Below are 25,941 nucleotides of genomic sequence, written 5' to 3' on the forward strand. Positions count from 1 at the left end.
TACAAAAAGGGGAGGTTAAATGCGCTGTGTCGTTTGATTGAATCCAATCAAGCGGAACACGCTCTAGCGCACAAGTTCCTTCATGGCGGAATCCATACCTTCCAGAGTGAGAGGGTACATGCGCTGGTCAAACAACTCTTTCATCATGCCGATGGAATGGGTGTAATCCCAATGCTTTTCCCGTACCGGATTGAGCCAGACTGCTTTTTGATAAAGGTCTGTCACGCGTTTTACCCAGACGTTGCCTGCTTCTTCGTTCCAATGTTCGACTGAACCGCCGGGATAAGTGATCTCATAGGGGCTCATTGAAGCGTCGCCAATGAAGATCACTTTGTAATCGCTTGGATATTTATGGAGTACGTCCATCGTGTTGATGCGCTCTGTGTGGCGGCGGTGATTGTTTTTCCAGACGAACTCATAGAGGCAGTTGTGGAAGTAGAAGTATTCCATCACCTTGAATTCGGTTTTGGCAGCAGAGAACAGTTCTTCGCAGACGCGGATGTGATCATCCATTGAGCCGCCGATGTCGAAGAATAGAAGCACTTTGACCGAGTTGCGCCGTTCCGGGCGCATTTGGATGTCGAGCAGGCCTTTGTGGGCGGTGGATTTGATGGTGTTGTCCAGATCCAACTCATCAGCTGCTCCGGTTCTGGCGAATTTACGCAGGCGCTTTAGGGCAACCTTGATGTTGCGGGTGCCCAGTTCAACCGTGTCATCCAGATCCTTGAACTCACGCTTGTCCCAAACCTTGACGGCACGGCGATGGCGACTACCGTCCTGTCCAATCCGAATGCCTTCAGGGTTGTAGCCATACGCGCCGAATGGGGATGTACCGCCTGTCCCGATCCATTTGTTGCCGCCCTGATGGCGCTCTTTCTGTTCTTCCAACCGCTTTTGAAGTGTTTCCATGAGCTTTTCAAAGCCGCCCATGAATTCGATAAGCTTCTTCTCTTCTTCAGAAAGGTGTTTTTCTGTGAGCTTGCGCAGCCACTCCTCTGGAATGTCTGTGGTTGCCACTTCGCTCATCAGGTCCAATCCGTTGAACGTGTGGCCAAAGACGCGATCAAACTTATCCAGGTTGGATTCATCTTTGACCAATGTTGCGCGGGCGAGGAAGTAAAAATCCTCTACGCGCTTGCCGGCCAGATCAACGTCCAGTGCTTCCATAAGCGTAAGATACTCGCGTACGGATACGGGCAGGCCTGCGGATTTTAGCTCTTCGAAAAACTGAATAAACATGGGGTCACATTATGCGATTGAGCGGTGTAGTGTCGAGAGTGCAATTGACACCTTAGGCAAAAGCATAGGGATCAATAGGAGCCTCTTGCCCAGTCAATTGCTTTGTCTAGATGTAGTTCAACGAAATCATTCTTGCCTTCACGATAGGCTTCGACATCTCCGTTGACCTCCTGTGCCGTTTTCTTCTTCAAGTGGGCGTATTTCTCGCGAATGTCAGGATGTGCTTTCAGGTAATCACGAAAGGCCAGATGCCGGTAGACGTGTGGATCTCCTGATTTGAACGCATGGAGGTGGTGGGTGCGGTCATCTCCGCCTTTTTCGAAGTAGCGGCGGACTTCAATACCGTTCTCGCCTTTGGCAACATAGCCGAGATTGATCAGCTTTGCAGATTGAGCATCGAGTGCTGGGATGCTGGAGACTTCCAGCAGGATGTCGATAATTGGTTTGGCAGCAAGGGCTGGTACGGAAGTGCTGCCAATGTGGTGAATGTCTTCGACAATATCTTCGAGCAGCTCACGTAAAATTTCTTGCTCCAGCCGGAACTCTTCGGCCCAGTTGTCTTGTGCATCTACCACTTTGACTTTGCGTGTGATCATAGCTGTGTCTGCCGCCTTTGTTTCACTAGTCCTTTGAACATACCAAGAGATTGGGGGAAGCACAGGGCTGGCGTGAGATATTCGTTAATCCTGGTCCGCAATCTCATCTGGGGCAGATTTCGTGATCTCGCTCATGAGTTCTGTTAGCGACGGGCCTTTTGTGGCGATGAATGGTGCGGGGCGGCAGGTCTGAATTGCTGCAACGCCAATGCGTGCCGTGAGGAAACCGTTGACCAATCCTTCGCCAAGGCGGGCGGAAAGTTTTGCCGCTAATCCCTGACCAATGAACTGTTCCAGCAGGCTATCTCCTGCTGCCATGCCACCTGTGACGGCCAGATGAGCTGCTACATCTCGTGACAAGCGCCAGAAACCGAGCGCGCCGGGACGAGCACCGTAGAGACGAGAGATGCGGCGGACAATGCGCAGGTTCTCGTAAAGAACAATCAGGATATCAACGAGTGCACGGGGTGATAGTGCGGTAACTACAGAAACACGCTTTGCGCTTTCCATGACGATTAAGCGCGCGCGGGCATCCATCGGGGCCATCAGCTCACGTTCTGCCAGCTTGACGAGGTCTCTCCCATCAATGATTTCCTGCATATGACCTTTGAGTTGAGCGCGGCCATGAGCTGTTTCCGGACGGTCTGCGTAGAGCGCCATTAGCTTTTGTAGAGCTGCACGGGCTTCCTTATCGCTATCGTTGTCTGCTGCGGTTTGGAGGTCATCGCGTATATGGTCGATTTGCTCCAGTCTCGAAAGTGCTCGCCATTCTTTGAAGAACAAACCGATCAGTCCGAGAAAGCCGAGAGCGGTGAGGCCAACAGCTGTCCAGCCCAACCAGTCATAGCGGGTAAAGAGATCTCTGATCAGGCTATCTACTGCCAGACCAACGGCAAGCGAGACGAGGCCACCACCGCCAATGGCAATGATCTTGCTCCAGCGACTCTTTACAGGCTTCGGCTCTGGCGCCACATTGTTTTGTGGCAGGGCCAACGCGTTTTCGTCTTCTTCTGATACAACGGCTTCAGAAGAAAGTGGTTCCTGCGCACACTCTCCCTCCAACCGGACGGAACTGTCATCCAGTTTGAATGCTTTCGGTGCACGACGTGCCTGAGGCTTATGTTGCTGTGTCTTCTTGATGGTCATGCGAGTTTGTCTCCCAGCAAGAACTCCATTGCACTGTCCAGGCGGATGTGAGGGAGGGATAAGGTTAATCCCTCTGCTGTCCGTTCCAGCTTTGGAGGGCGGAAGCGCACATACTTCAATGCGGTCTGGTCTTCCGGTGCGTCATGGTTTTGCTCGGTGGAGAACAGATCACCCAGATCGTCAGGAAGGTCTCCGGGAAAAATAGCGGCTTCTTCTTCACCGTCAAACCTCATCTCACCGATGGTTTCTTCTGGCATTGGCGTGCCGAGGAGCGCAGGGGTTTCTGCGCCATCGTGGTGGACGGTTGCCTGACGAGTGGCTCTTACGGATGCAAGGGCGAGTGTTTCAACTGAAGCTCCAGAGAATTCTGCGCGATTGATTGCGCGTTCAACCAGCTGTTTGAGGAGCAACTCCAAATGATCATGATCCTCGCGTCGCAGATGGTCTGCCTTTGTGGCCGCAAACAGAATCCGGTCAATCTTGCGAGAGACTATTGAGAATAGCCAGCTTGCTTTGCCCGGTCTGAATGCACCCATAATCTCAGTGAGGGCACCGCTCAAATCATCCAGAGCCTCGGGTCCGGCGTTGATTGCTGTGAGTGCGTCCACGAGCACAATCTGTCTATCCAGTTTGGCAAAGTGGTTTTTAAAGAACGGTCTCACCACATGCTTGCGATAGGCTTCGTAGCGGCGCTCCATAATGGCGAGGAGCGTGCCTGCTTTGGGTTTGACCTGCGTATCGCCCAGATTGAGCGGGGCGAAGGTGAGGGCTGGTGTGCCCTTCATATCGCCGGGCATGAGGAAGCGACCAGGAGGCAACATGGATAGTGCGTTCTCATCATCCCGGCAGCGGCTCAAATACGTGGTGAAGGTGCTTGCCAGATCTTTTGCGATGTCCTCTGAAAACTCATCGTGCAGCTTATCTTGATAGCGCGCGAGTGTTGACAGAAACTCCTCAGACAAATCTGGCCTTGCTTTAGCGCGTTTCAGGGCTTCCTCTGAAAATTGCCGGAAATCCTGTCGTAGCAAAACAAGGTCTAGGAGCCATTCACCAGGGTAATCCACGATGTCGAGGTGCAGCTTGCCGCCGCCTAACTGGCGGTTCAGGAATGTGGCTGACTCGTATTCAATGGTCAGGCGAAATTCGGAGATTTGATGTGTGGACTCCGGCCAAAGGCGATCCTTTGTCAGCGTTTCGACATGCTGCTCATAGTTGAACCGTGGAACATTGTCATCGGGCTGAGGCTGAAGATATGCACGCGCGAGCCGTCCTGTGCCCGCGGCATCCAGCAGAGGCAGGCGGCCTCCGGCAATGAGATTGTGAACGAGAGCTGAGATAAAGACGGTCTTACCGGAACGTGCCAATCCAGTGACACCCAGACGGACAGTGGGGACCGTTAGGTCAATCGCTGATCCCGTTAGATTGTCCAATGCTGTTTGTGCATCGGTCAGGGCCAGCTTGGCGTTTTTAAATAATGAATTCAGTGGGCTCACAGATCATCCTCCAAGGAACGATGTGGTGCGTTCTTTGGAGGAATGCAATCGCAAATGCGCCAATAAATGTTGAATTGCGCAAAATTTTCCTAGTCAGGAGCCTGAAACAGCTTGCAGGTGCCGAGGCTGGAAGAATGAGACGATCCTTCCTTTCTTGCAGTCAATTTCTGACCAGCGGTGCTCTTCAAAGTCTATTACAGCGAGAGCTCCGGTTGGGTACTTAGATTGCATCTGGTGTATGTACTCAGGGTTGCCTTTGCCAGTGAGTTCAAGAGCTGTGTCCTGAATAGCTGTGTTGTGGCCGACAATGAGGATAGTGTCGAAGCCGCCGCCATAGGCGCGGATTGCATCTATGTAGTCACCTTCGCTCGAATTGTAGAGATCCCTGAGCAGTTGAATGCGCGTATCACTGCGCAAGTATGGCATTACTTCCATGAGTGTTTGCCGTGTCCGCAGAGCTGTAGAGCATAAAATCAGCTTTGGATGCATATGATGTTGGTGGATGTGGGCTCCAACCCTTGCTGCGGCTTTCCAACCGCTGGTGTTAAGGGAGCGATCATGATCGTGAGCACCCTCATCACTCCAGTCGGATTTTGCATGACGTAACAGCATCAGGCGAAGCATATGTTATCCTCCAGATATATTTTATTACTTTATGTTCCTAAGAGGTAGAAACATTCTAAGTTGTATTTGTGCTGCTATGCGATATTGCGATGCAGCATAATTGGATGGACTTGTTTGTTTATTACTTGCTTTGTCTCTGTTTGAAACCTACATGTTTTCGATTGAATTTGGAAGGTGATAGTATTCCCCTAATAGTATGGGGTTTTTGTCTCATAATTACTGAAATATTTATAAGTGATGCATGCATTCGTACTGAGTTCTTTTCAGTCGTGCTTATTAGATATTTAGTTGGCAGAATGGTTTAGGCAACTGTACTGGTCGCTTACGATGCGGTGTGTTGTAATATGAGGGCTGCACTGATGTAGGTGTGCTGGGCGATCCGCCAATTTAGCCGCGCTGCGTTAGTTACGGCGCTGCTCCTGCTCGACGCGAAGGGTGAGCTTTTTGAAAAGCGTGCGGATCTTCTCAAGCTCGCTGACAGGGAGATCATCTGAAATGGATGCCCAGACCGTGTAGTCAGCGCTTGGAGCTGTGTAGGCGGTGAAACTCTCGACGCGGCCCATCTGCATTGTTGTTTCGGTTCGGAACGCAACCTCATTTTGCGGTGTCTTCAGATCCAGTGGTTTGAAGTGGCTTTGACGGTATCCGCTTTTGAAGTTGTTTATGAGAGTTGTCGCCGTGTCTTTTTTGTGCCGGCGGAAGATGACTTTGATCTCGCCGTTCTCGGTTTCGTAAATGCATCCGATACCGAGTTCCTTCAGATCGGGAACGAGAGCTGATCGGGAAAGTTTGCTGATATAGTCCGGGCAAAACATGCCGGTGAAGTGCGTTAGTGCGTCCACATCTTTGCGCCAGCCGTTGTGCAGTGTATGCGGCTGGTAGAGGAGGCTTTCCGAGATGGTGCTGTTTGCTTGTGCGAGTAAGCTGCCTGTAAGAAGCAGGCAGCTTGCGAGAATTGCTTTTGATGCACTGGAAAGTATGTGCTGGCTCAAAAAACTGGTTTTATTGTTTTGCTTCATTTTCAAGCCAGGCAATGCAGATACTAGCGACGATTCATAAAGGCGAGGCGCTCGAACAGATGAACGTCCTGTTCGTTCTTGAGGAGTGCGCCGTGCAATGGCGGGATAACTTTCCGGCTTTCGGTTTCGCGGAGTGTTTCCGGGTCGATGTCTTCGTTCAGAAGCAGTTTAATCCAATCCAGAAGCTCAGAGGTTGATGGCTTTTTCTTCAAGCCCGGCAGATCTCTGAGGTTATAGAATGCGTTGAGTGCTTCCTTAAGTAAGCGGTCTTTGATTTCGCCGAAATGCACATCGACGATCTCTGTCATTGTTTCTGCATCTGGGAACTTGATGAAATGGAAGAAGCAGCGGCGCAAGAATGCGTCTGGAAGATCTTTCTCATTGTTTGAGGTGATGATCACGATTGGACGCTGTTTTGCTTTGATCGTGTCGCCAGTCTCGTAAACAAAGAACTCCATACGATCCAGCTCCTGAAGCAGATCGTTTGGGAACTCAATGTCAGCCTTATCAATCTCATCAATCAGAAGAACCGGGCGTTCATTCATTTCAAAAGCAGTCCAAAGTTTGCCTTTGCGAATGTAATTGCGAATGTCTTTTACGCGCTCATCGCCAAGCTGGCTGTCGCGGAGACGGGAAACCGCGTCATATTCGTAAAGGCCTTGCTGAGCCTTTGTGGTCGATTTGACGTTCCACTCAAGGAAGGGGACGCCTAAGCTTTGGGCGATTTCCTGAGCTAGGACAGTTTTGCCGGTTCCAGGTTCGCCTTTTACAAGCAGGGGACGCTCAAGGGTAATAGCTGCGTTGACTGCGATCCGGAGATCTTCTGTGGCAACGTATTGGGAGGTCCCTTGAAATTTCATCGCTAAATCCTGCTTGAGTATCGTGATTTGGCGAAAACAGTAATCTCTCGTTAGACAATGGGCAATCCCTGCAGGGTTGCGCCATTGGGCTTATCTAGTGGTTTCGATCTTTGCTCGGTTTCTTTTGCTGCTCTGGGAATTATGTGCCGGGTAGGGCGAGCTATTTGCCGGGTTTAGGCAGGAATTCTTATGTTTAACAATAGGTTAAAATTGTAAATTATTGAAATGGCTGAATAAATTGAATTTTTTAGTTTGGCACGTAAGTTGCATTCAGTGTTCAAAGATCTGCGTAAGCATGAGCGAATTTGAATTCTAGGTGGGCTCGATGAGTATTTATGGTGCTATCAACGCTGCAACGACCGGTTTGGACGCACAGTCCAAGGCGTTGGAGAATATTTCCGGTAACGTGGCGAACTCTTCGACCACTGGCTATAAACGCCTTGATACAAGCTTCTCCGACCTTGTTTCCAGTACAGGTAGTCGGCAGGCTGAACAGGTGTCCGGTACTGTAATTGCGACTTCTCGTGCCACTAACTACTTGTCTGGCGATGTCACATCCGCTGATCGCAACACCTATATGGCGATCAATGGTCCTGGGTATTTTCTGGTCACCAATAGGGATGGTTTAAATCAGGAGACGCCTGAGAGTTACTATACGCGTGCTGGTGACTTTGAACTGGATACTGAGAGAAACCTGGTCAACTCCGCGGGCTATTTTCTGCAGGGGTACCCGATTAACCCTGCAACGGGTGCTGTGAGTGATCGTGCAGTGCCAATTCAGGTGTCTGATGCCCCGATGCCAGCGCAACCATCGACGCAAATCAATTATCAGGCGAATTTGCCATCCAAGCCAACGACTGCGAACTATCAAAAAGCAGATGGTGCGGCGAACTCGCAGTATGTTGATTTGAGCGTGTTTTCCGATCCAGACGAACAATCAACACTCGCTTTGAATGATGACGGTGCACCTGCAACATTGCTTACAGCAGAGAGCAAGTTGTTGCCGTCAAACCAGTTTGAAGCTGATAGTGTGTTGACATTGAAGGTGGGGCAGCATGACCCTGAAGTGTTGGATATTGATGCCAATACTACTGTTCAGGATCTGCTTGATAAGCTGAATGGGATGCATGGAGTAACAGCTCAGATCAATGCACTTGGCGAGATTGAGATCTCATCCTTCGAGACATTAACAATCGATCAGGCGGGAAGTGTACCTTCTTCAGGTAGCGTACTCGATATGGACTTTGCTCCTCAGCCTTTACCCTCAACTGGTACCTATAATCCTGACGTTGTCACGGGTGATAAAGCTGATGATTTCATTAAGTCCTCTGTCGCTGGTGGGCAGGAAACTGTTTACGACGAGAATGGGACACCAGTTAACGTTGAACTACGCTGGGCGCTGAATGCAGAGAATAAGTGGTCACTTTTCTACAATACGAACACTAATGCGTCTGGTGATGAAGTTGCGTGGAAAAAAGTCAGTGACATGTCATTCGACGCAGCTGGTCGTTTAACGTCACCTGCTTCAGGCTTAGTTGATATTCCTGATCTTGAGGTGAATGGCGTCGGTATGGGCGACATTACCTTCAAGTTTGGTCTTGACGACTTAACCCAATATGAAGATGTAATTGGTGGTGCATCCAATATTGGCACTTCACAGGACGGTTTCCCTTCCGGAAAACTTCAGGATGTTTCCATTGATGCTGAAGGTAATGTGATTGGGAAGTACTCCAACGATAAGTCCCAGAAGCTCTTTAAGATTCCAGTTGCGACTTTTGCTGCGGAGCAAGAGCTTCAGCGTGTTGACGGCGCTGCTTTTTCCGAGACCTCCACTTCTGGTGAGCCAGATTTCAGGAATGGAGGTACGATCCGTGCGAAAGCGCTAGAGAGCTCTAATGCTGATATCGCCAAGGAGTTCTCGAAGTTGATCATCACTCAACAGGCCTACTCGGCGAACTCGAAAGTCTTGTCGACAGCAAACCAAATGCTGGATTCAGTTCTTAATATCGTTCGATAAAGTGGTGTTGGGGTAGGCTATTGCCTGCCTCGTTGCCTTAGGGAGTATAGGGTATGGGTCTCGGAGCAGCTTTGAATGCGGCTATGTCGGGATTGTCGCTTACGAAGGCGCAGCTTGCGGTTACATCGAGGAATGTCGCCAATGCGAACGTTGACGGTTATACGCTTAAGACAATCGTGGGCACGGAAGTTCACAATACGTCGACGTCTTCATCCTCCGTTCTGACTAATCAAGTTCAACGGCAAGTTAATACCCAACTCCAGTCTGCTTATTGGGAAAGTCTGAGTGATACGGCTTATGCTACTCAATACAACGAATACATCGCGCAGCTTGATCAGATGTTTGGGAAGGTTGGAGACCCAAGCTCTATTCCGAGTTTGATGAATAACTTCACCAATGCGCTGACGTCTTTAGCGACAGATCCCAGTTCTCAAAGTGCGCAGGAAGTGGCTGTAAATGCTGCTGAAGAGCTTTCCAGAAGCATCAATAATTCAGCCAAGCAAGTGCAGGAAATGCGCCGCGATGCTGATGCTGGAATTGCTGATGAAGTAACGCAGGTCAATTCCATTCTCAAAGAAATTGAGAGTCTGGAAGACACCATTGTTGTTGAGCGTTCTGCAGGCCGGGAAACGGCTCACTTGCATGACCAGATGGACCGGCAACTGGAAGCTTTGACTGAGAAGATGGATGTTGAAATCAAGCAAGACAACGATGGCTTGCTACGGATATCAACTAAATCTGGAACCACGTTATACAATGATCGCGCATCAGAGTTACAGTTTACTCCGCGCCCTACGCTTGGTGTCGGTGTTGAAGGTAATCCGATTGAAGTAAAGTCGCAGTCTGGCGCTGTTATGGAGCTTTCATCATTTGACCTGAAGAGCGGTAGCATGGGTGCGCTCGTGGAGTTGCGGGATAATACCCTTCCAGAGTCGCAGGCGCGCCTGGATGAGCTTGCAAGTCAGATGGCACTGTCTTTGTCTCAGCAAACGTCTGAAGGTGTTGCGGCTGATGATGGTGGAGCGCCATCTGCGGCAACGGGCTTCAGTGTTGATACGTCCAAACTGCAATCTTCTGGCGATACAATTGAGCTTGAGTTTGATGTTAACGGAGAAAGTCGTAAGGTTACATTTGTTGCAGTGACCGACCCAAGTTTGCTGCCGCTTTCTTCGGATGTAACTGCTGACTCCAATGATATCGTGCATGGTATTGTAATTCCAGCGACTTCGACTTCGCTGGAAAGTCAGATTTCCAGTGCTCTGGGTTCTGGGTTTGATGTTTCCGTTGATGCTGCTGGTGAGTTGAAAGTTTTATCTCCGATCAGCCCGGGTACTATTGAGATTACTGGTCTTACAGCGAAAAATACGCGGACTGTTACCGCTGCTGATGGTGCCGAGATCCCGCTCTTTGTAGACACAAAAGGGGACGGCGGACCTTATACTGGGGCGCTAGAAGATGGTGGCCAGAAGACCGGCTTTGCGCAACGGATGACTGTCAATAAAGCTATTGTTGATGATCCAAGTCTTTTAGCAGGTGAGCCAGATAAGCAGAGCTCCGAGCGTGCAAACCTCCTGAAAAGCCGCCTGACTGAGACCGAATATACGTATGCGCCAAGCTCGGGGATCGGAGCAAAGAATGCTCCATATGTCGGGACGATTTCTGATTTTGGCATTGAGACTGTGGTCAAGCAAAGTCAGATTGCCAGCGCGGCGACATCAGCTGCGAGCAACTCAAAGGCTGTTACCAGTATTGCTAAGAATGCTTATGAAAACAGCTATAAGGTTGATGTAGACGAAGAGCTGGTGAAGCTGACTGAATTGCAGAATGCTTATGCTGCGAATGCTCGTGTCTTATCGGCTATCGACGAAATGTATGATACACTTTTTAGAATCGCATGATGCTGCTTTAGGAATTGAGTTATTCAAATGAATACAATCGGTTATTCTAAATCTCATAGCTATATGCTTGATCTCCTTATGCAGCAAAAGACGCAGCTGGAGAACAAGTCTATTCAGCTGACTTCCGGGCTGAAGTCTCAAACCTATGGTGGCATCAGTTCAGATTCTCGCATGGCACTGGAGTTGCGCCGCGAGATCTCAAATATTGAGGTTTATGAAGACTCTAACGCGATTGCCAGCATTCAGCTTGACCTTATGGGCAAGTCTCTTGAGCATATGGAGAAAATGCGCTCTGAGAGTGTGAGTGCGATTGATGAGAACAACTATACGCTGACCACAGATGGCCAGACGACCAGTCAGCAAGCGACTGAGATTATGCTGAATGAGACGATCTCGCAGCTGAACTCTGAAGTGAACGGGTATTATCTGTTCGGTGGTAAGGATGCGATTGAGCCACCGGTTGCCTCGCTTGATGCCATAATGGATGGGCAAGGCGGAAAGCTTGGGCTCAAGGAGCTCATGAAGCGTTATGAGAATGCTCATGTTGGTGCCTCTGAAAATGGTCGCATCGAATCCAGTGTGACAAATCCGCTTGGTGTTCCTACTCTGACACTTCAACAGGACAATGTTGAGGGATTTGGCTTTGAGATCACTTCCGTTTCTGCGTCCTCTGCTGATGTTGCAACAGCGGTTACTCCTGAAGACCTGACTGATCCGCTTAATCCTGAAGGCAAAAAGGGGACCTTCGCGTTCAATGACACTCCGAGTGTTGGTGATACGATTGAGGTTGAGCTGGAACTTCCTGACGGGAGCAAATCAGTTGTTAAGCTCTCAGCAACCGATGACCCTGATGCAGGAGAGGGAACCTTCCTGATTGGGACGGGTGCTAATCCTGCTCTGGAGAGCGCTCAGAATGCTCAGGCAGCTTTTGATAAGGCAATAGGCGATATTGCAAAAACTGAGCTTCGAGCGGTTGCTGATGTGCAGGCTGGTGAGGAGTTTTTTGGTAATCACGGGCGGACCGATCCGGCGCCGAAGGTACCAAAAGCGGATGGTTCTGGTTATGAGACCGCATCAGATCTTCTGGTTGACTGGTATACCGGTACCGAGAACTCTGATGATCCGCGCTCAGACAAGGTTGTTCAGATTGATGACAATGTGCGCGTGGAGTATGGCGCGCGCGCGAATGAGTCAGCGTTTTCCGAGCAGTTGCAAAACCTTGCTGTGTTTGTGGCGGCAGACTTTACAGCAGAAACTCCAGATGATGCTGAGAGTGAGGGGGTCGCAAAATCCTACTATGCTTCGTTGGCAGATAAGAGCGATGACGCACTCTCTTTCGCGGGAGACCGGAATTCTGGCATCCAAAGCGTAGCCTCAGAGATGTCTGTGGTGAACACAACTGTGAAACGTACTGCTGAGAGGCAAAAGCAAGCGTCTCTGACCTATCATAATACGTTGACCGGGCTCGAGAACGTTGACAAGACTGAAGTTGGAACTGAGATAGCCGTGCTAAAGACGGATTTAGACGCGTCGTTTCAGGCAACGTCTATACTGTTAAATCTAACAATTACTGACTTCTTAAGATAACAAAAAGCCTCCGTAAATCGGAGGCTTTTTGTTATTATACGTTTGCCTTTTGGCCTCTTAATCCAGATGCTAGAGACTTGTTGATGTTGATCATTGTCTCTAGTGCTTCTGGTTCCGCACCGCCCATCATTTCCATGGTTCTGTTGAACATAAACAGGGCCAGATTTGCGATGTTATTTTGAAGCTCCAGAGGCAGCTCGCTGTATTCTGCGGTGGCCTCAGTTACAAAAATTGTCCAGAGCGTGCGATTGAATATGAGTGTTTCATTCCGTTCTTCGCGTGAAACTGTATCCCACTCACGTTGCAGCACAGAAAGGCGCGCTGCAGCTTTCATCAGAGCTTCAGCTTCCAGAGCCCTCGGATCCGCTGAGGCCGAGGTGTTTGCGGACTGCTGATATGCCTGAGTTGCTTGTTGATACATGACTTATCAAAGTCCTTTCATATTCAATCAATTTCTTGGCGAGCTTCAGGGCGCGATAGAGCTCTTCTCGCAAAATTGCGGTGCTAATCTCGCTGATAAGGTCGCGTGTGCTTGGTGCGGCCTGCAGGATCTTTCCGATCACATCGAAATACTCTTTCTGAGTGACCGTGATATCCTGCTTTAAATACATGACCTGCACTGCAAGGTAGACCTGCTGTGCCATGGTGCTGGCGTCTTCCGGCAGAAGGATATCCTTCTCTCGGAGAATAGGTGCATCTCCCTGAATGAAAAATCGTGCACGTTGCTTATCGTTAGTGATAAGTGTCTCACCAACAATCAATTTTTCTCCGGGTTTTAATTCGACCTTCAGTGCCATGCAGCCTCCTTCAAAGCACTCTTAACTATGATGGCAACCAAAAGGTTAATCTAGTTAATTCTTACAAGTTATTCAGCGATTTATTTCTAATTTTTCTTAAGTTTAGAGTGCTTCTGAATTGAGTACGTAGAGTCGCCAGTTAATGCTTGGCAGCTTAAGCCATTGGTTGGGCTTTGAAATTACAGGTCGGTGGAAATATGCACAGACAATATTGCGTAGCTGTCTAGCTACCGTTGTTGAGTAAGTTTTTGACTTAATTATATAAAATTGAATTTATTCGTGAGCTGATGAGTGTGGCTGCCGCAATCCCTGATTTATTAAGCGCTTGTTAACACGTTCCCCCTTTACTCGCAGGACGGGTAATTGTACCCAATTAAAACTCAGTAATTATTTGCTGCGTTTGTGACCCAGGAAGGGTCATTCATTATCCTAGAAGGGACATATAAAATGGCTGATATTACACTCACCGCTGCGGTTCGCTCAAACCTTGGTACTCTGCAGAATACAGCTAATCTGATTTCTCAGACTCAAGAGCGTCTTTCTACCGGTAAGAAAGTTAACTCTGCTCTCGATAACCCAAATTCTTTCTTCACATCTGAGTCTCTAAACTCACGCGCATCTGATCTTAGCAACCTTCAGGATGATATTGGTCAGTCTGTATCTACCATTGAAGCCGCTGATAAGGGTATCTCAGCGATTTCGAAGCTTGTAGATGCTGCAAAAGGTAAAGCAAACCAGGCTCTTCAAACTGAAGATGTTAAAGAACGCGCTACTTACGAGCAGCAATATAACGAACTTCGGACACAGATCGAAGATCTGGCTAAGGATTCTGGCTATAAAGGCAAGAACCTTCTTGGCGGTGACGGTAACGATCTAAACGTGAAGTTCAACGAAGATGGTTCCTCTAACCTTGATGTTAAATCAGTAGATTACACTGATCTTGGGAATACAGACAACGATCTGACGATTGCTAAGTTGGAAGAGGGATCGTACAGCTTTACCGAGTTAGATTTTGGTTCTGATGTTAAAGGTAGTACTAAGTTAGCAAGCCTAGCAGGATTTGCCGATGGTGGTAGTCTTGAGATTGCAGTAGATGGCGATGATGATTCCACTACTGCGACAGATGATACTACCTTCGCTATTACTGCTGACACAACAGTTGATGATTTGCGTGCTGCTTTAGATACTGCAAGTGGTGGTGGTTCAACATTTGAAGATGGAGAACTTAAATCATATGCTGCTCATGAAACTACATTAACCTACACAGCGACCGCTGCCAGTGAAACTGGTGCTCCAGTAGAGGGTGTGACAGTTGCTAAAAGTGATGTTGGGACTTGGGCAAGTGATTCAGCGATTGAAGACTCGCTTGATGAAATCCGCGATGCGCAGCTTAACCTGCGTGCGCAGGCATCTACTTTTGGTACAAACCTCTCTGTTGTGACCAATCGCCAAGACTTCACCGCTGACCTGGTCAATACGCTTGAGACTGGTGCTGGTAAGTTGACTTTGGCAGACACCAACCTTGAGGGTGCGAACTTGGCGGCTCTGAACACTCAGAACTCTATCGCGACGACAACTCTTAGCCTGGCAACGCAGGCTAGCCAGTCTGTGCTGCAGCTTATCCGATAAGCTTTGTTTCAGATTTAGATTTTGGAGAACGCGCTCTTTTGGGGCGCGTTTTTCTTTTGTCTGGGTTGGGGCACCGTTTGCGTTGATATGTGCGTTGCTTTGCGTTTTTGTGGTGGTGGGCGCGTTGTTATGTGGTGGTCACTGGACAGACAAAAAAAGAGCCATGCTGCGGGGGCGGCATAGCTCAAGGGGGATAAGTCTGGTTTGCAGGGAGGATAAAGCCTGTGTGGCTTAGGCCTGCTTTGCTTGCGTTGGCTCGACCTGCTTTGCTTCGTAGATCGCAGGATCAATCTCTTTTGCCTCACCGCCCAGGCTGCGCTTTTCTTGTGCCTGAAGGACTTCATCCAGGAATGCACGAATGCGGCGAGCTGTCTTGGAGGGCAGTTCGTAGATGACGTCGCCTTCTGGCTCTTGCGTCATCGAATAGATGAGCTCATCTGACTCTTCATCATAAATGTAACCGCGCTCAATGCGGCTCTGGTCGTCCTTAGGTTTGCTAGGAATGACGCCGAGACGGGAGTCTGAGAGGTATGACTTTTCGGTGGCGGTTGAGTTATCCTCTGACTCAGAGGATGCAGTTACGGCCCGGGCGCCGGAGAGTTCGGTTTTGACCTGTTCGGTCTCCGATTTTACCGGTGCTGCCTGTGTTGTCAGTGCCTGATGTAAGAGCGTTGGTCTTTGTGTGACTATTTCCATAATGTCCCCCACGTGTTCAATCTCGGACAACTTTATGGGGAATGTTCTTAAATAAAATTAATCTTAACGCTCGGAATTTATTAAATATTTAGAGAAATGCGACTGAAAACCGCCAAATACCCCTATTTCTCAGGGAGGCTCCGGGCGGTCTTCAGGCTATTTCGTTAATATGCACGCTTAATATCGCGCTGTTCAGAGGGTTTGGTTAACGGCGATGCCCTGAGCGGATCTCTGGGGCGAACTCATCATGCCGTTTGCGCCGTAACCTCTTGTCTTCATTTGAGAACCAACGGCCTTGGCAACGGTCTCGATGACGTTGTCTGTTACTGAACGTGCCGTAGAGACCACTTGCAGGTTGGTTTGAAGAATTGGCCGCAGATTACCGTGACGTTCGCGCATACGTTGAATGGACAGCGGAGCGAGGTTTCCAAGCGCGATGGCGTTTGCACTCGCCACACGGATGCCAGAGAGATATGACTCGATGGCTGCATGTTTTTTGGGGGCAACGGTTGGCAGCTCAGAAATTTGCCCCTCGCGTAGCAGCTCTGTTTCGGCCTCGATGATATCTACGAGGTTGTCCATTGCCGTCTCAAAATTTTCGCAGAAGACCTCGGCTTGCATCCGTGTCTGGATAGGTTCTTCTTCAAACGATACTGTACTTGGAACAGTTTCAGCGTCGTACTGGTTGGTCATACTGCGTTCTCTTGAAGTTGTAATAATTGCGAGTGAACTGAAGCTGCAATACCAATGCCGCCAGATTGAGACATTGTGTTGGCGTACTCGTTGATCAGCATGGATTTCCACGCTTCTGAGCCTTCGCCGTTGCCATAGGTCCCGCCTTCATCAAGGCCGGTGAACATGTTTTGCAACATTTCATTGAGGAATACGGTTTCAAATTCCTTGGCCTTTTCCATCAGCGGATCTTTGGCGGCTGGTGGTTTGCCTGCCTGATTGGCGCCCGCGATCAGGTCTGCTGAGCTTGTCAGGGCAGGTGAGGGCAGTTGTGCTTGTTGGAGCATTAGAGGACCTCAATTTCTGCCTGAAGGGCGCCAGCGGCTTTGATAGCCTGTAAGATGGAGATCAGGTCTCTTGGGCCAATGCCCAGAGCGTTTAATCCGTCAACAAGCTGCTGCAGTGTGATTGTTTCGTTGACGAGTGCCAGCTGGCTATTGTCTTCAGTCACCTGCACGTCTGTGCGAGGCACAGCAGCGGTTTGGCCCTGTGCGAATGGCAGCGGCTGAACCACCTCTGGTGATTCTGCGATGGTGACTGTGAGATTGCCCTGGGCGACTGCGACGGTGGAGACTTTTACCTGCTGACCCATGACGATGATGCCGGAGCTTTCGTCAATCACGATCTTGGCCGGTAAGTCAGGCTCTACGATCAGCTGCTCGATGTCAGTGATCAGATCGACAATGTTGCCATCGAACTGTTTTGGAAGTGTGAGGCGAACGGTGGATGGGTCGAGTGGTTCTGCAGTTGGCAGGCCAATCAGCTCGTTAATTGCCACAGCAATACGACGGGATGTGGTCAGGTCCGGATTGCGCAGGGCCAGACGAATGGTGCTGAGAGAAGAGAGTTTGAACTCAACCTCCCGCTCCACAAGAGCACCGTTTGGAATGCGGCCAGATGTTGGGACGCCGCGTACAACGGAAGCTGCGTCGCCCTGTGCTGCAAAGCCTGCGATTGCCACCGGGCCTTGCGCAATGGCGTAGGCTTCTCCGTCTGCGCCCATCAGTGGGGTCACCAGCAGTGTGCCGCCCTGAAGGTTCTTTGCATCGCCAAGTGCACTCACGGTTACGTCGATGCGGGTGCCTTGTGTTGAGAACGCTGGCAGGTTGGCAGTCACCATCACGGCGGCGGTGTTTTTTGTGTTCAGGTCTGCTTCGTTGGTGTTGACGCCAAGGCGTTCCAACATTGCCTGCAAAGATTGCCGGGTGAATGGTGAGGCATTGAGAGAGTCACCAGTGCCCTGAAGGCCGACGACGAGACCGTAACCAATGAGCTGGTTGTCCCGGATGCCTTCAAAGTCAGTGATGTCTTTGATCCTTGAGGCTGCGTTTCCCTGAAGGGTCGCGCCCATAAGGACGATCAGTGCCGCTGCGGCGATTCTACGTAAGTTTGCGAAAGAGCGCATTGGTACCCGGCTGTTCAGTTCACACATGCCGGAAATATGCGAATTTTGTGCCAGTTTCAGTGTTGCGTTTGCTAATTTTTAACCTGCTGAATTTACTGGGTATTTTTAGTAGAGGGTGGATAAAAGTTAAAGCACTGCAAATTTTAATGCGGCAATTGTTGCCTGCTTGGTAAAGTTTTACGTGATCAGCTCGGCAAATGCATTCGGGTTTAAGCTTTTGTCCAGTTCCATAGCTCTGAGGGTAAGGTCTTGCTTGTACGCAGCACTCCAGTTTCTGGTTTGAACTCCACGAGTAAAGTGGGTACGAAACGTCGCAAAGGTTCCGAAGGCGAGCAGGCGGGTGCGTTTGCTGTTGAGGAGGAGACCACCAGCGTTGCGCAGTCGCAGGCTGGTGTTCCAACACCGTCGCTGCAGGGTGTGGATTCTTTGCTGGCCCTTCAGCAGATGGAAGTTCAGGTCGATGACAAGCAGCGCGCTGTGCAGCATGGAAATAAACTTCTGGATCAACTAGATGCGCTGCGGATCGATTTGCTGCAAGGCAAAGTGCAGCCAGAGCGCCTTGAGCGGCTTGTTGGTAACCTGTCCATGCAGGTCAAAAGTGGTAACCCCGGTCTCGACAGAGTGGTCGAAGATATTGAATTGCGTGCAAGAATCGAGCTCGCAAAGCTGGGTCATTACGTAGAATAGCCTATCCATTTACGATAGTATCAAAGGTTTCCAACCGTATAAGTTGCTGAATACACTGAATAATTGTGTTCTTAGACAATTTCATCTTTTTAGTAGATTGTTGTTTCAGGTTCCTCTCGCTATATTCCAGCCGCCCATATAAATAGGCGGAGTTTCAGATGGCAGTTGATGTCGCAATTGATTATCGTCCAACACAGGATGAACCATTCATGAACGACCAACAGCGCGAGTACTTTCGTAGAAAGCTTCTTGCGTGGAAGGAAGATATTCTGAAAGAGAGCAAGGAGACCCTTGCTGCGCTTCAAGAAGAAAGCACTAATCACCCAGATCTGGCTGACCGTGCTTCTTCTGAAACCGATCGGTCGATTGAATTACGTGCGCGTGACCGGCAGAGAAAGTTGATTTCCAAAATCGACGCTGCTCTTGCTCGCATTGAAGACAAATCCTACGGCTACTGCGAAGAGACTGGCGAGCCAATCTCTGTTCGTCGTTTGGATGCACGACCTATCGCAACGCTTTCTATTGAAGCCCAAGAGGCTCATGAGCGGCGCGAGAAAATCTATCGGGATGACTGATCCTCAGGGAGACAGGATATCGCCTTTCAAGCTGTGGTCCTAAGTTTTTAGGCTCTAGTACTTGAAGTATGACTTTACGAGGGAAGCACGGCTTAGCTGTGCTTCCCTTGTTTTGTTTTGGCCGGACGTCGGTGGGTGATGTTCTGGTGCACGAAAGAAAACGAGCCCGGCATGCTGGGGAGCATGTTGCCGAGCTCGCTTTATGTACCGCTCAAGCTGGGGAGCTTATTAAGCGGTTTTGGGTTCTTTGATTTCTTTTTGAGCACGCCGCGTTCATTTACAGTCACGCATCGCGCTCTAACATCTTTGTTGGAGCGAATTCTTGTCGTTTGATTGAAACCAATCAAACGGAACACGCTCTAAAACGGAAGCACGATGTCCAGTACCTGACTGCCGTATTTAGGTTGTTGGGCAACGGAGATCTGGCCGCGTCCGCCATAGCCGATGCGCGCCTCTGCGATCTTGGTGCTCTCAACTGTGTTGTCGGATGCAATGTCCTGCGGACGTACGACGCCCGCTACGATCAGCTCGCGAACTTCGTGGTTCACACGCACTTCCTGACGGCCCTCGATGACGAGGTTGGAGTTGGGCAGTACCTGTGTCACGACAGCTGCAACGGTGGTCTTCAGGCTTTCTGTGCGGTCAATAGAGCCGGTGCCCTGAAAGTTGTCGGAGCTGTTGATTGATGCCAGAGCGTCAGCTGAAGCGCTGGCAGGAAGTGCCAGTGTGTTGATCGCGCCGCCGAGAGCGCCACCAGCTCCGGAATTCTTAGCATCACTGCGCGAGCTCTTCGAGGTGTTCTCAAAAGCTGCTTTGTCGGAAATAGTGACGTTTACCGTTACGATGTCGCCAACACGTTTTGCGCGCTGGTCCTGAAAGAAGGCTCTGTTGCCGGTGCGCCAAAGAGAGTTCGCGTTGTAGCGCTCCACTTCCTTAATTGGCATTGGCATTTGTACCGGGCGATAGCCTGGCTGCGTGCGTGGGTCCTGAATCGCGGTCAGAACAGGTTCTTGGCCAACCTTGGAAAGTTTGTCGGCTGTCTCGCAGCCAACGAGTGCAAGCAGGCCAATCGTGAGCGCAGCATATTGCTTGATTTTGGTTGCTGAAGATATTCTCGGCATCAGCGGTTCTCCAATATGGCTGCGACCTGCGTTTTTGCGGTGGTCACGATGGCGATGTCTCTGCCGATGACTTCAGCGAGGATCGTTTTCTTTGAAATTGGGTTCACAATCTCAATCAGGTCATTTTTGCCGCCTTCAGACTTGGCTTTGCCCTGAGTTGTGATGTTCATGCCGGGGATCTTGTAGATCACAGTCACTTTAGCGCCGCGCTTGACGAGGATCGGTGCGCTTACATCCCTTGGGGTGATGGTTGAGCCAGAGCGCATGTTACGGCGCACTTCCATTCCAACAAGATCAGCAGCTGCAAGAAACTCACGTCCGGCATAGCGGGAGGCTGGCTTGCGCTCCTCGCGAATGTCCTTGGCTGTGATGACGGTGCCGCGTTCCAGATTGCGTGCCAGAGTGGTGATGGACACCATCTGAGAGGCGTTGCCAATGACAGAGATTGGCTTGCTTTGGCCTTCCTGCACCACATTGAGGATGGCTTTGAAGCGTGCGGTGCGCGGTGACCAGTTGATGTGCCCGATGGTTAGCGGAGAAATGGAGTTGGCGTCTGCCTGCATGTTCACCGGAAGTGGTGAATGGTAGGAGATTTCAATCTCGTCCGGCTGCACGCTTGCGCGCTCTGCAAATGCATTGCGCAGGATGTCAGAGATGAGTGTTTCATCTACCGGGATGGAAAGGCGGTGCACACTCACAGTTGTCAGGCCGTTGGTGTCGGCCTGAATAAAGCCAGCGGCTTGTGCCTGCTGTGCGATGATCAATGCAGAAACGTTGCCAGTGGTGCCAAGGTCCGGGCTGCGAAAGATTGGTGTTTGAGCCAGTTCTCCCGCTTCGGTGTAGAAGTCCCCAATGGTGACAACTGGTCCGGTTACATTGACCGTTGGGCGCAGGATTGAGGCCGCAAATGCGCTGCTGGCTGTCAGGGCCAGTAGTCCTGCAATGAGTGTGGTTGCCAACTTTCTCATCAACTCAACTCCTTAGCGAAGATTCGTTGTGGTGGAGTACATCTCATCGGCTGCTTTGATGATCTTGGAGTTCATCTCATAAGCACGCTGAGCTGAAATCAGATTGGAAAGCTCTGTCACGGCATCGACGTTGGATGATTCAAGATGGCGCTGAAGGATGTTGCCGAAGCCTGCGTTACCCGGGTTGTCGGTCTGTGGCGGGCCGCTTGCCGGAGTTTCCAGGAAGAGGTTGTCGCCGATTGCCTCAAGGCCAGCTTTGTTTGTGAAACGGGCGATTTCGAGCTGCCCGAGGTTCAGAACCTGATCGTTGTCGTCCATGGCCTGCACGAGGCCTTGTACGTTGATTGTCAGATCGCGGGCGTTGTCCGGAATTGTGATTCCAGGCTGAACTGTATAGCCGTCTTTGGTGACGAGTTGGCCGGTCTGGGAGCGGGCGAAAGAGCCGTCACGGGTGAAGCCGGTTGTGCCGTCCGGACGCTGGATCTGGAAGAAACCTTCACCGCGAATTGTTATGTCGTACTCGTTGCCCGTTTGGGTCACGGAGCCCGGTGACATGATGCGCGTGGTTGCTGCTGTGCGTACACCGGAGCCGATTTGCACGCCGTTTGGAACGATTGTGCCTGCATCGGATGTTTCGGTGCCCATGCGGCGCTGGTTTTCGTAGAGCAGATCCTGAAAGTCTGCGCGCTGGCGCTTGTAGCCAGTGGTGCGCATGTTGGCCACGTTGTTCGAAATAACTTCGACGTTCAGTTCCTGAGCTTTCATGCCGGTTGCGGCGATGTGAAGGGCTTTCATTGGGCTGTTCCTTAAGCTTCAACCGATCCAAGTTCGCGGATGGAGCGCTGACGAAGTTCGTTGCGCTGCGACATCATCTTGGACACGCTTTTGTATTGACGGGTGATTTCAATCATGCGGGAGATTTCCTGAATGCCTTCCACGTTGGAGCCTTCAAGGGCGCCCTGGACGACAGTCGGGTTATTTGCTGGGATTGGGTTCAAGCCGGAAAACAGGTTTGTGCCAACGTGCAAAAGCTCTTGGCGGTTGTCGAAGGTGTAAACATCCAATCGGCCAAGTTGAGCCTGTGGGGTGGAGATCACGCCTTCTTTGGTGATGGTGATTTCACCATCTTCTGGATTAATTTGGATTGGAGCGCCGTCAGCGAGAACTGGCAGGCCTGCGTCTGTTACGAGCGTGCCCTCAGGATCAATGGCAAGGCTGCCTGAGCGAGTGTAAAGCTGCTCACCGCCTGCGCCAGTCACAGCCAGATAGCCGTCACCTTCGATTGCGACGTCGAGCGGATTGCCTGTCAGTTGGATCGAGCCCTGTGTCAGAACTGTTGCTGTCCCTACATCCTGCGTAAAGGACAAAGGGCGGTCCGGGCGCTGAAATTCAGTCGCCTGCGCGGTTGGCATCAAGAACTCTTCAAAGATAAGCCTTTGAGCCTTGTAGCCAGTCGTATTGATGTTAGCCAGATTGTTGGCCACCACATCCAAGTTCCGACGAAGGGCACTTTGGCGTGATAAGCCGATCAGCTGTGCGTTTTCCATTTTATGCTCCCCAGCATTGCAACAGGTCTCCCCAGACCCGCAGCGCCAAGGTTCTTGCAGGAGTTGTGCCAGTTTGAAACTTTGGCTGAATTCTGCTGTTTTGACGGAGGGAAGCGCAAATTATCTGTTAAGTATTTGATAAAATATGCCTACTTTAATTTCCTGGTGGGCAAAAATTGCTTAGTAATGACGGTATTAACCATTCGGTAATCAGTGTTAACCAACTAGGTTGCATTAATAGTTACTAAACTTTTAATTGCGATTCACCGGGGCGCAAAAATGGCAGATGCGGAACTGCAAAATACTGAGGATGACGGTAAGTCCGGCAAACGCAAGATCGTTATCGGAGCGATTGCTGGCGTCTTGCTGTTAACCCTTGGTGTGGGCGGTGCATATGTAATGGACTGGATCAATCTGGGCGACACAGCCACCGTCAAGCGGGCGGATGGCACTGTTGAGCAGATCCAAACCAAGCCTGTCGTTTTTTACGATCTGCCAGAAATGACGGTGAACCTTTCTACCCAAGGCCGCACGACCTACCTGAAAGTCCGCATCGCTCTTGAAGTTGAGAGCGACAGCATGGTTTCTCAGGTGGAGCCTTATCTTCCGCGCATTCTTGATGCTTTCCAGATTTATCTGCGTGAGTTGCGCCCTGCTGATCTGGAAGGATCTGCTGGACTGTTCCGCTTGAAGGAGCAACTTCTGCGCCGCATCAACTCTGCAATCTATCCAGCCAAGGTTGAAGGGGTTCTCTTTAAAGAGATCCTGATCCAGTAGGGGAGCGGCATATGTCAGATACCGATACTCTCCCTGAAAATATGGATGATGCCTGGGACACCGCTCTTTCTGAAGCTGAGGGTGGTGACAGCGATGAGGATCTTGCCGCGGCGTGGGGCGCTGCGCTTCAGGAGCAAGGCGTAGAAGGCGGTGAAGAGGCCGCAGCTCAATGGGCTGCGATGATCGACGACAGCGAGCCGGATGTAGAGAGCGCGTCTCGTGGTGCTGACCGTATTCTGAATCAGGAAGAGATCGACAACCTTCTGGGCTTTACGCTGGATGGGTCTCTGGCTGGTGATGAAGGCGGTATTCGTGCGCTGATCAATTCGGCAATGGTGTCTTATGAGCGCCTGCCGATGCTGGAGATCGTGTTTGACCGTCTCGTACGTCTCACAACGACATCTCTGCGTAATTTCACATCGGACAATGTTGAAGTCTCCTTGGACTCCATGACCAATGTGCGTTTTGGTGACTACCTGAACTCAATTCCACTTCCAGCGATCCTTGGTGTGTTCAAGGCTAAGGAATGGGATGGCTTTGGACTTGTTACCGTTGAGAGCTCTCTGATCTATTCCATCATTGATGTGTTGCTTGGTGGTGGCCGTGGGTCTTCGCCTACACGCGTTGAAGGGCGGCCATATACCACGATTGAGAGCAATCTGGTGCGCCGGATGATCGAGATTATTCTGCTGGATGCTGAGCAGGCTTTTGGCCCGCTGTCTCCGGTGAGCTTCCCGCTTGAGCGCCTTGAGACGAATCCACGCTTTGCCGCGATTTCTCGTCCTGCGAATGCTGCCATCATGGTTGAGCTGCGCATCGATATGGAAGATCGCGGCGGTAAAGTTGAGATTGTGCTGCCTTACGCGACCCTTGAACCAATCCGTGAACTGCTTCTGCAGATGTTCATGGGTGAGAAGTTCGGGCGTGATCCTATTTGGGAAGAGCACCTTGCCACTGAGGTTTATTCCTCAGAAGTGCAGGTTGATGCTGTCCTTTATGAAAACACCATCCCGCTCCAGCGGGTGTTGAATCTGGAAGTTGGTCAAACCTTGCTGTTTGATACCGGCCCGCGTGATCCTGTTCAGGTGAAATGCGGGGGAGTGGCTTTGACAGAGGGCCTTATGGGCCATGTTGATGACCGAATTTCCATCGAAATTTCAAAGAAGCTGAAGCAACCGAAAATGACGCTCGCCGCTTTTGAAAAGTCCCTGCAAAGCGAACTGGAGACAAACTAGATGTCCCTAGGTCTTATTATTGAATGCATCGTTGCGGTTCTTCTTGTGATTACCATTGGGTATTGCTGGACACTTAACCGTCGCTTAAGTCGTCTCCGCTCTGACGAAGAGTCCTTGCGTGCAACTATTTCTGAGCTGATTACAGCGACTGAAATTGCAGAGCGTGCGATCATGGGTCTCAAGTCGACCTGCGGAAATGCAGACCGTACTCTTGGTGTGCGTCTGGGCGAAGCTGAGGCGGTTTCCCGCAAACTGACCAATCAGTTGGGTGCCGGTGAAGATGTGCTGGACCGCATTGGCGGTGTTGCAGATCGTGCACTTGCTGATCGTGACACCCGTGTGGCCGCGCCAGCAGCTCCGGTATCCCGCACTTATGAAACCGCAGCGGAGGGACTTGCTGCCGGGATCATTGCGGAACAGGAAACGATGCATCCGGCTGAAACACGTAGCGCTCCAGCCCCTAAAGCTGCGACCCGCTCCGTGACCCGTGACATTCGTGAAGCTGCAAATGAATCAGCTGCGCGCCTTGAGCGCTTCCGTAGACAAGCGCAGGACCGCGTAGCATGAAACTAAGGCTCCTTCCGATTGTCGTATTTGCTGGTAGCGCCCTTCTGGTTTTGAAGCTGCTTGGTTTGTTTCTGGGTGATACTTATCCAATTGGTGCTGTTCGGGTTGCTGATGCGCAGCAGTCGGAAGTGGCGAAGGCTGAGGAAGAGGCACCTGCTACTCCAAACGTTCTTCCCAATCCATCTGGCGCACGGAAGATCCAGGTCGCTCAAAATACAAGTGGTGTGAAAGAAAGTGGTGTTCCAACGAACTCCGTTTCTGAACTTGCCGTTCTCAATAGTCTTGGCAATCGCCGCGATGTGCTGAACCAGCGTGAAAGTGATCTGGAGCTCCGCGAGCAGGTTCTTGCAGCTGCTGAGGCGCGTTTTAATAAGCGTTTTCAGGAACTTAAGGCGCTTGAAGCGAAGATCAATTCTGAAGTTGAGCGCAAAGAAAAACAGGCTGCAGAAGAGATCCTGGATCTGGTGAAGATCTATGAAAGCATGAAGGCCAAGAATGCAGCACGGATCTTCAACCGTCTGGACCTGGATATCATGTTGAAGGTGGTGAAGGAGATGCAGCCGCGGAAGATGGCGGATGTGCTTTCTGAGATGGATCCGGAAATGGCAGAGCAGCTGACAATTGCACTGGCAGCAGGTGAGAGCCGCAATGTGAAGACGACTTCCACAATTCTTCCGAAGATTCAGGGGAATTAACTGAGCAAATTGGCGGTTTTTCGCTCTTGGC

The 25,941-nt window shown here is 50.6% G+C and carries 27 protein-coding genes; 10 read left to right on the plus strand and 17 right to left on the minus strand.

From position 1 onward, the window contains the following. Positions 1-63: 63 nt before the first annotated feature. From DHN43_RS07750 to DHN43_RS07780, 7 genes are all read right to left on the minus strand, one after another. Complete coding sequence (locus DHN43_RS07750; RefSeq protein WP_108818240.1) at positions 64-1,239, minus strand: vWA domain-containing protein; 1,176 nt, start codon at positions 1,237-1,239, stop codon at positions 64-66. Between the two features lie 71 nt (positions 1,240-1,310). Continuing rightward, entirely contained in the window at positions 1,311-1,835 is a 525-nt protein-coding gene (locus DHN43_RS07755) for a GrpB family protein (protein WP_108818241.1), read from the minus strand. Between the two features lie 84 nt (positions 1,836-1,919). Beyond that, positions 1,920-2,981 carry a YcjF family protein gene (locus DHN43_RS07760; RefSeq protein WP_108818242.1) on the minus strand — a complete coding sequence of 354 codons (1,062 nt, stop codon included), beginning with the start codon at positions 2,979-2,981 and terminating at the stop codon, positions 1,920-1,922. After that, the gene (locus tag DHN43_RS07765; RefSeq protein WP_108818243.1) at positions 2,978-4,474 is read right to left on the minus strand and encodes a YcjX family protein; all 1,497 of its coding nucleotides are present in this window, start codon (positions 4,472-4,474) and stop codon (positions 2,978-2,980) included. Before DHN43_RS07765 ends, DHN43_RS07760 begins: the two co-directional genes overlap by 4 nt. Before the next feature lie 93 nt (positions 4,475-4,567). Beyond that, positions 4,568-5,098, minus strand: a complete 531-nt coding sequence (locus DHN43_RS07770) for a SixA phosphatase family protein (RefSeq protein WP_057462636.1) — start codon at positions 5,096-5,098, stop codon at positions 4,568-4,570. Positions 5,099-5,499: 401 nt separating this feature from the next. Further along, positions 5,500-6,117 carry a hypothetical protein gene (locus DHN43_RS07775; protein ID WP_208995033.1) on the minus strand — a complete coding sequence of 206 codons (618 nt, stop codon included), beginning with the start codon at positions 6,115-6,117 and terminating at the stop codon, positions 5,500-5,502. 23 nt (positions 6,118-6,140) lie between these two features. Further along, a complete protein-coding gene (locus DHN43_RS07780) occupies positions 6,141-6,977 on the minus strand; it encodes an AAA family ATPase (RefSeq protein ID WP_108818244.1) in 837 nt (278 codons plus the stop codon). 325 nt (positions 6,978-7,302) lie between these two features. On the opposite strand from DHN43_RS07780, the gene DHN43_RS07785 reads away from it, so the two are divergent. The 3 genes from DHN43_RS07785 (at position 7,303) to DHN43_RS07795 (ending at position 12,479) form a co-directional block, all read left to right on the plus strand. Beyond that, positions 7,303-8,994, plus strand: coding sequence for a flagellar hook protein FlgE (locus tag DHN43_RS07785; protein WP_108818245.1), 1,692 nt, complete (start codon positions 7,303-7,305; stop codon positions 8,992-8,994). A 53-nt stretch (positions 8,995-9,047) separates the two neighbouring features. After that, the gene (gene flgK / locus DHN43_RS07790) at positions 9,048-10,892 is read left to right on the plus strand and encodes a flagellar hook-associated protein FlgK (protein ID WP_108818246.1); all 1,845 of its coding nucleotides are present in this window, start codon (positions 9,048-9,050) and stop codon (positions 10,890-10,892) included. A gap of 78 nt (positions 10,893-10,970) precedes the next feature. Beyond that, a complete protein-coding gene (locus tag DHN43_RS07795; protein ID WP_208995035.1) occupies positions 10,971-12,479 on the plus strand; it encodes a hypothetical protein in 1,509 nt (502 codons plus the stop codon). 34 nt (positions 12,480-12,513) lie between these two features. On the opposite strand, the gene DHN43_RS07800 is transcribed toward DHN43_RS07795, so the two are convergent. Together DHN43_RS07800 and DHN43_RS07805 are read right to left on the minus strand one after the other, a co-directional pair. Continuing rightward, the gene (locus tag DHN43_RS07800; protein ID WP_082827035.1) at positions 12,514-12,900 is read right to left on the minus strand and encodes a flagellar biosynthesis regulator FlaF; all 387 of its coding nucleotides are present in this window, start codon (positions 12,898-12,900) and stop codon (positions 12,514-12,516) included. Further along, complete coding sequence (locus DHN43_RS07805) at positions 12,821-13,276, minus strand: flagellar biosynthesis repressor FlbT (RefSeq protein ID WP_063289608.1); 456 nt, start codon at positions 13,274-13,276, stop codon at positions 12,821-12,823. The genes DHN43_RS07800 and DHN43_RS07805 overlap by 80 nt, the downstream gene beginning before the upstream one ends. 447 nt (positions 13,277-13,723) lie before the next feature. Between DHN43_RS07805 and DHN43_RS07810 the strand changes: the two genes are divergently transcribed. Next, a complete protein-coding gene (locus tag DHN43_RS07810) occupies positions 13,724-14,905 on the plus strand; it encodes a flagellin N-terminal helical domain-containing protein (RefSeq protein WP_108818248.1) in 1,182 nt (393 codons plus the stop codon). 231 nt (positions 14,906-15,136) lie between these two features. Here the strand turns inward: DHN43_RS07810 and DHN43_RS07815 are convergent, their stop codons facing one another. The 4 genes from DHN43_RS07815 to DHN43_RS07830 form a co-directional block, all read right to left on the minus strand. Then, complete coding sequence (locus tag DHN43_RS07815) at positions 15,137-15,601, minus strand: hypothetical protein (RefSeq protein WP_108818249.1); 465 nt, start codon at positions 15,599-15,601, stop codon at positions 15,137-15,139. 192 nt (positions 15,602-15,793) lie between these two features. Beyond that, complete coding sequence (locus tag DHN43_RS07820; protein WP_063289606.1) at positions 15,794-16,294, minus strand: hypothetical protein; 501 nt, start codon at positions 16,292-16,294, stop codon at positions 15,794-15,796. Continuing rightward, complete coding sequence (locus tag DHN43_RS07825; protein ID WP_057462626.1) at positions 16,291-16,620, minus strand: rod-binding protein; 330 nt, start codon at positions 16,618-16,620, stop codon at positions 16,291-16,293. The genes DHN43_RS07820 and DHN43_RS07825 overlap by 4 nt, the downstream gene beginning before the upstream one ends. Then, positions 16,620-17,738, minus strand: coding sequence for a flagellar basal body P-ring protein FlgI (locus tag DHN43_RS07830; RefSeq protein WP_057462689.1), 1,119 nt, complete (start codon positions 17,736-17,738; stop codon positions 16,620-16,622). The genes DHN43_RS07825 and DHN43_RS07830 overlap by 1 nt, the downstream gene beginning before the upstream one ends. Before the next feature lie 249 nt (positions 17,739-17,987). Between DHN43_RS07830 and DHN43_RS07835 the strand changes: the two genes are divergently transcribed. Then, the gene (locus DHN43_RS07835) at positions 17,988-18,425 is read left to right on the plus strand and encodes a flagellar assembly protein FliX (protein WP_057462625.1); all 438 of its coding nucleotides are present in this window, start codon (positions 17,988-17,990) and stop codon (positions 18,423-18,425) included. Between the two features lie 158 nt (positions 18,426-18,583). After that, positions 18,584-19,000: an RNA polymerase-binding protein DksA gene (gene dksA, locus DHN43_RS07840; RefSeq protein WP_057462624.1), complete on the plus strand. Its 417-nt coding sequence runs from the start codon at positions 18,584-18,586 to the stop codon at positions 18,998-19,000. A gap of 359 nt (positions 19,001-19,359) precedes the next feature. On the opposite strand, the gene flgH is transcribed toward dksA, so the two are convergent. From flgH to flgF, 4 genes are read right to left on the minus strand one after another with little or no spacing between them, the layout of a single operon-like run. Next, positions 19,360-20,121, minus strand: coding sequence for a flagellar basal body L-ring protein FlgH (gene flgH / locus DHN43_RS07845; RefSeq protein WP_108818250.1), 762 nt, complete (start codon positions 20,119-20,121; stop codon positions 19,360-19,362). Beyond that, positions 20,121-21,089, minus strand: coding sequence for a flagellar basal body P-ring formation chaperone FlgA (gene flgA / locus DHN43_RS07850; RefSeq protein WP_108818251.1), 969 nt, complete (start codon positions 21,087-21,089; stop codon positions 20,121-20,123). Before flgA ends, flgH begins: the two co-directional genes overlap by 1 nt. Before the next feature lie 12 nt (positions 21,090-21,101). Beyond that, positions 21,102-21,884 (minus strand): flagellar basal-body rod protein FlgG, encoded by a 783-nt coding sequence (flgG, locus tag DHN43_RS07855; RefSeq protein ID WP_057462621.1) that lies wholly within the window; start codon positions 21,882-21,884, stop codon positions 21,102-21,104. 11 nt (positions 21,885-21,895) lie between these two features. Continuing rightward, on the minus strand, positions 21,896-22,636 hold the full coding sequence (flgF, locus tag DHN43_RS07860) for a flagellar basal-body rod protein FlgF (protein WP_063292781.1): 741 nt from the start codon (positions 22,634-22,636) through the stop codon (positions 21,896-21,898). Positions 22,637-22,915: 279 nt separating this feature from the next. Between flgF and DHN43_RS07865 the strand changes: the two genes are divergently transcribed. The 4 genes from DHN43_RS07865 to DHN43_RS07880 are packed head-to-tail and all read left to right on the plus strand — an operon-like array spanning position 22,916 to position 25,910. After that, positions 22,916-23,413, plus strand: coding sequence for a flagellar basal body-associated FliL family protein (locus tag DHN43_RS07865; RefSeq protein ID WP_057462619.1), 498 nt, complete (start codon positions 22,916-22,918; stop codon positions 23,411-23,413). 11 nt (positions 23,414-23,424) lie between these two features. Beyond that, positions 23,425-24,648: a flagellar motor switch protein FliM gene (fliM, locus tag DHN43_RS07870; protein WP_063289603.1), complete on the plus strand. Its 1,224-nt coding sequence runs from the start codon at positions 23,425-23,427 to the stop codon at positions 24,646-24,648. Beyond that, complete coding sequence (locus tag DHN43_RS07875) at positions 24,649-25,215, plus strand: DUF6468 domain-containing protein (protein WP_108818252.1); 567 nt, start codon at positions 24,649-24,651, stop codon at positions 25,213-25,215. Further along, entirely contained in the window at positions 25,212-25,910 is a 699-nt protein-coding gene (locus DHN43_RS07880; RefSeq protein WP_063307941.1) for a MotE family protein, read from the plus strand. Before DHN43_RS07875 ends, DHN43_RS07880 begins: the two co-directional genes overlap by 4 nt. Positions 25,911-25,941 lie beyond the last annotated feature (31 nt).

The sequence above is a fragment of the Pseudovibrio sp. Alg231-02 genome, from assembly GCF_900143565.1.
Taxonomy (GTDB): Bacteria; Pseudomonadota; Alphaproteobacteria; order Rhizobiales; family Stappiaceae; genus Pseudovibrio.

What these genes read in the sequence shown, in the direction of transcription:
- DHN43_RS07755 (WP_108818241.1), bottom strand. Translation starts at nt 1,835, where the DNA reads ATGATCACACGCAAAGTCAAAGTGGTAGATGCACAAGACAACTGGGCC.
- DHN43_RS07780 (WP_108818244.1), bottom strand. Translation starts at nt 6,977, where the DNA reads ATGAAATTTCAAGGGACCTCCCAATACGTTGCCACAGAAGATCTCCGG.
- DHN43_RS07795 (WP_208995035.1), top strand. Translation starts at nt 10,971, where the DNA reads ATGCAGCAAAAGACGCAGCTGGAGAACAAGTCTATTCAGCTGACTTCC.
- fliM (WP_063289603.1), top strand. Translation starts at nt 23,425, where the DNA reads ATGTCAGATACCGATACTCTCCCTGAAAATATGGATGATGCCTGGGAC.
- flgF (WP_063292781.1), bottom strand. Translation starts at nt 22,636, where the DNA reads ATGGAAAACGCACAGCTGATCGGCTTATCACGCCAAAGTGCCCTTCGT.
- DHN43_RS07800 (WP_082827035.1), bottom strand. Translation starts at nt 12,900, where the DNA reads ATGTATCAACAAGCAACTCAGGCATATCAGCAGTCCGCAAACACCTCG.
- DHN43_RS07805 (WP_063289608.1), bottom strand. Translation starts at nt 13,276, where the DNA reads ATGGCACTGAAGGTCGAATTAAAACCCGGAGAAAAATTGATTGTTGGT.
- flgG (WP_057462621.1), bottom strand. Translation starts at nt 21,884, where the DNA reads ATGAAAGCCCTTCACATCGCCGCAACCGGCATGAAAGCTCAGGAACTG.
- DHN43_RS07810 (WP_108818248.1), top strand. Translation starts at nt 13,724, where the DNA reads ATGGCTGATATTACACTCACCGCTGCGGTTCGCTCAAACCTTGGTACT.
- flgH (WP_108818250.1), bottom strand. Translation starts at nt 20,121, where the DNA reads ATGCCGAGAATATCTTCAGCAACCAAAATCAAGCAATATGCTGCGCTC.
- DHN43_RS07865 (WP_057462619.1), top strand. Translation starts at nt 22,916, where the DNA reads ATGGCAGATGCGGAACTGCAAAATACTGAGGATGACGGTAAGTCCGGC.
- DHN43_RS07820 (WP_063289606.1), bottom strand. Translation starts at nt 16,294, where the DNA reads ATGACCAACCAGTACGACGCTGAAACTGTTCCAAGTACAGTATCGTTT.
- DHN43_RS07825 (WP_057462626.1), bottom strand. Translation starts at nt 16,620, where the DNA reads ATGCTCCAACAAGCACAACTGCCCTCACCTGCCCTGACAAGCTCAGCA.
- DHN43_RS07830 (WP_057462689.1), bottom strand. Translation starts at nt 17,738, where the DNA reads ATGCGCTCTTTCGCAAACTTACGTAGAATCGCCGCAGCGGCACTGATC.
- DHN43_RS07770 (WP_057462636.1), bottom strand. Translation starts at nt 5,098, where the DNA reads ATGCTTCGCCTGATGCTGTTACGTCATGCAAAATCCGACTGGAGTGAT.
- DHN43_RS07785 (WP_108818245.1), top strand. Translation starts at nt 7,303, where the DNA reads ATGAGTATTTATGGTGCTATCAACGCTGCAACGACCGGTTTGGACGCA.
- DHN43_RS07815 (WP_108818249.1), bottom strand. Translation starts at nt 15,601, where the DNA reads ATGGAAATAGTCACACAAAGACCAACGCTCTTACATCAGGCACTGACA.
- flgA (WP_108818251.1), bottom strand. Translation starts at nt 21,089, where the DNA reads ATGAGAAAGTTGGCAACCACACTCATTGCAGGACTACTGGCCCTGACA.
- DHN43_RS07880 (WP_063307941.1), top strand. Translation starts at nt 25,212, where the DNA reads ATGAAACTAAGGCTCCTTCCGATTGTCGTATTTGCTGGTAGCGCCCTT.
- DHN43_RS07760 (WP_108818242.1), bottom strand. Translation starts at nt 2,981, where the DNA reads ATGACCATCAAGAAGACACAGCAACATAAGCCTCAGGCACGTCGTGCA.
- flgK (WP_108818246.1), top strand. Translation starts at nt 9,048, where the DNA reads ATGGGTCTCGGAGCAGCTTTGAATGCGGCTATGTCGGGATTGTCGCTT.
- DHN43_RS07750 (WP_108818240.1), bottom strand. Translation starts at nt 1,239, where the DNA reads ATGTTTATTCAGTTTTTCGAAGAGCTAAAATCCGCAGGCCTGCCCGTA.
- DHN43_RS07875 (WP_108818252.1), top strand. Translation starts at nt 24,649, where the DNA reads ATGTCCCTAGGTCTTATTATTGAATGCATCGTTGCGGTTCTTCTTGTG.
- DHN43_RS07775 (WP_208995033.1), bottom strand. Translation starts at nt 6,117, where the DNA reads ATGAAGCAAAACAATAAAACCAGTTTTTTGAGCCAGCACATACTTTCC.
- dksA (WP_057462624.1), top strand. Translation starts at nt 18,584, where the DNA reads ATGGCAGTTGATGTCGCAATTGATTATCGTCCAACACAGGATGAACCA.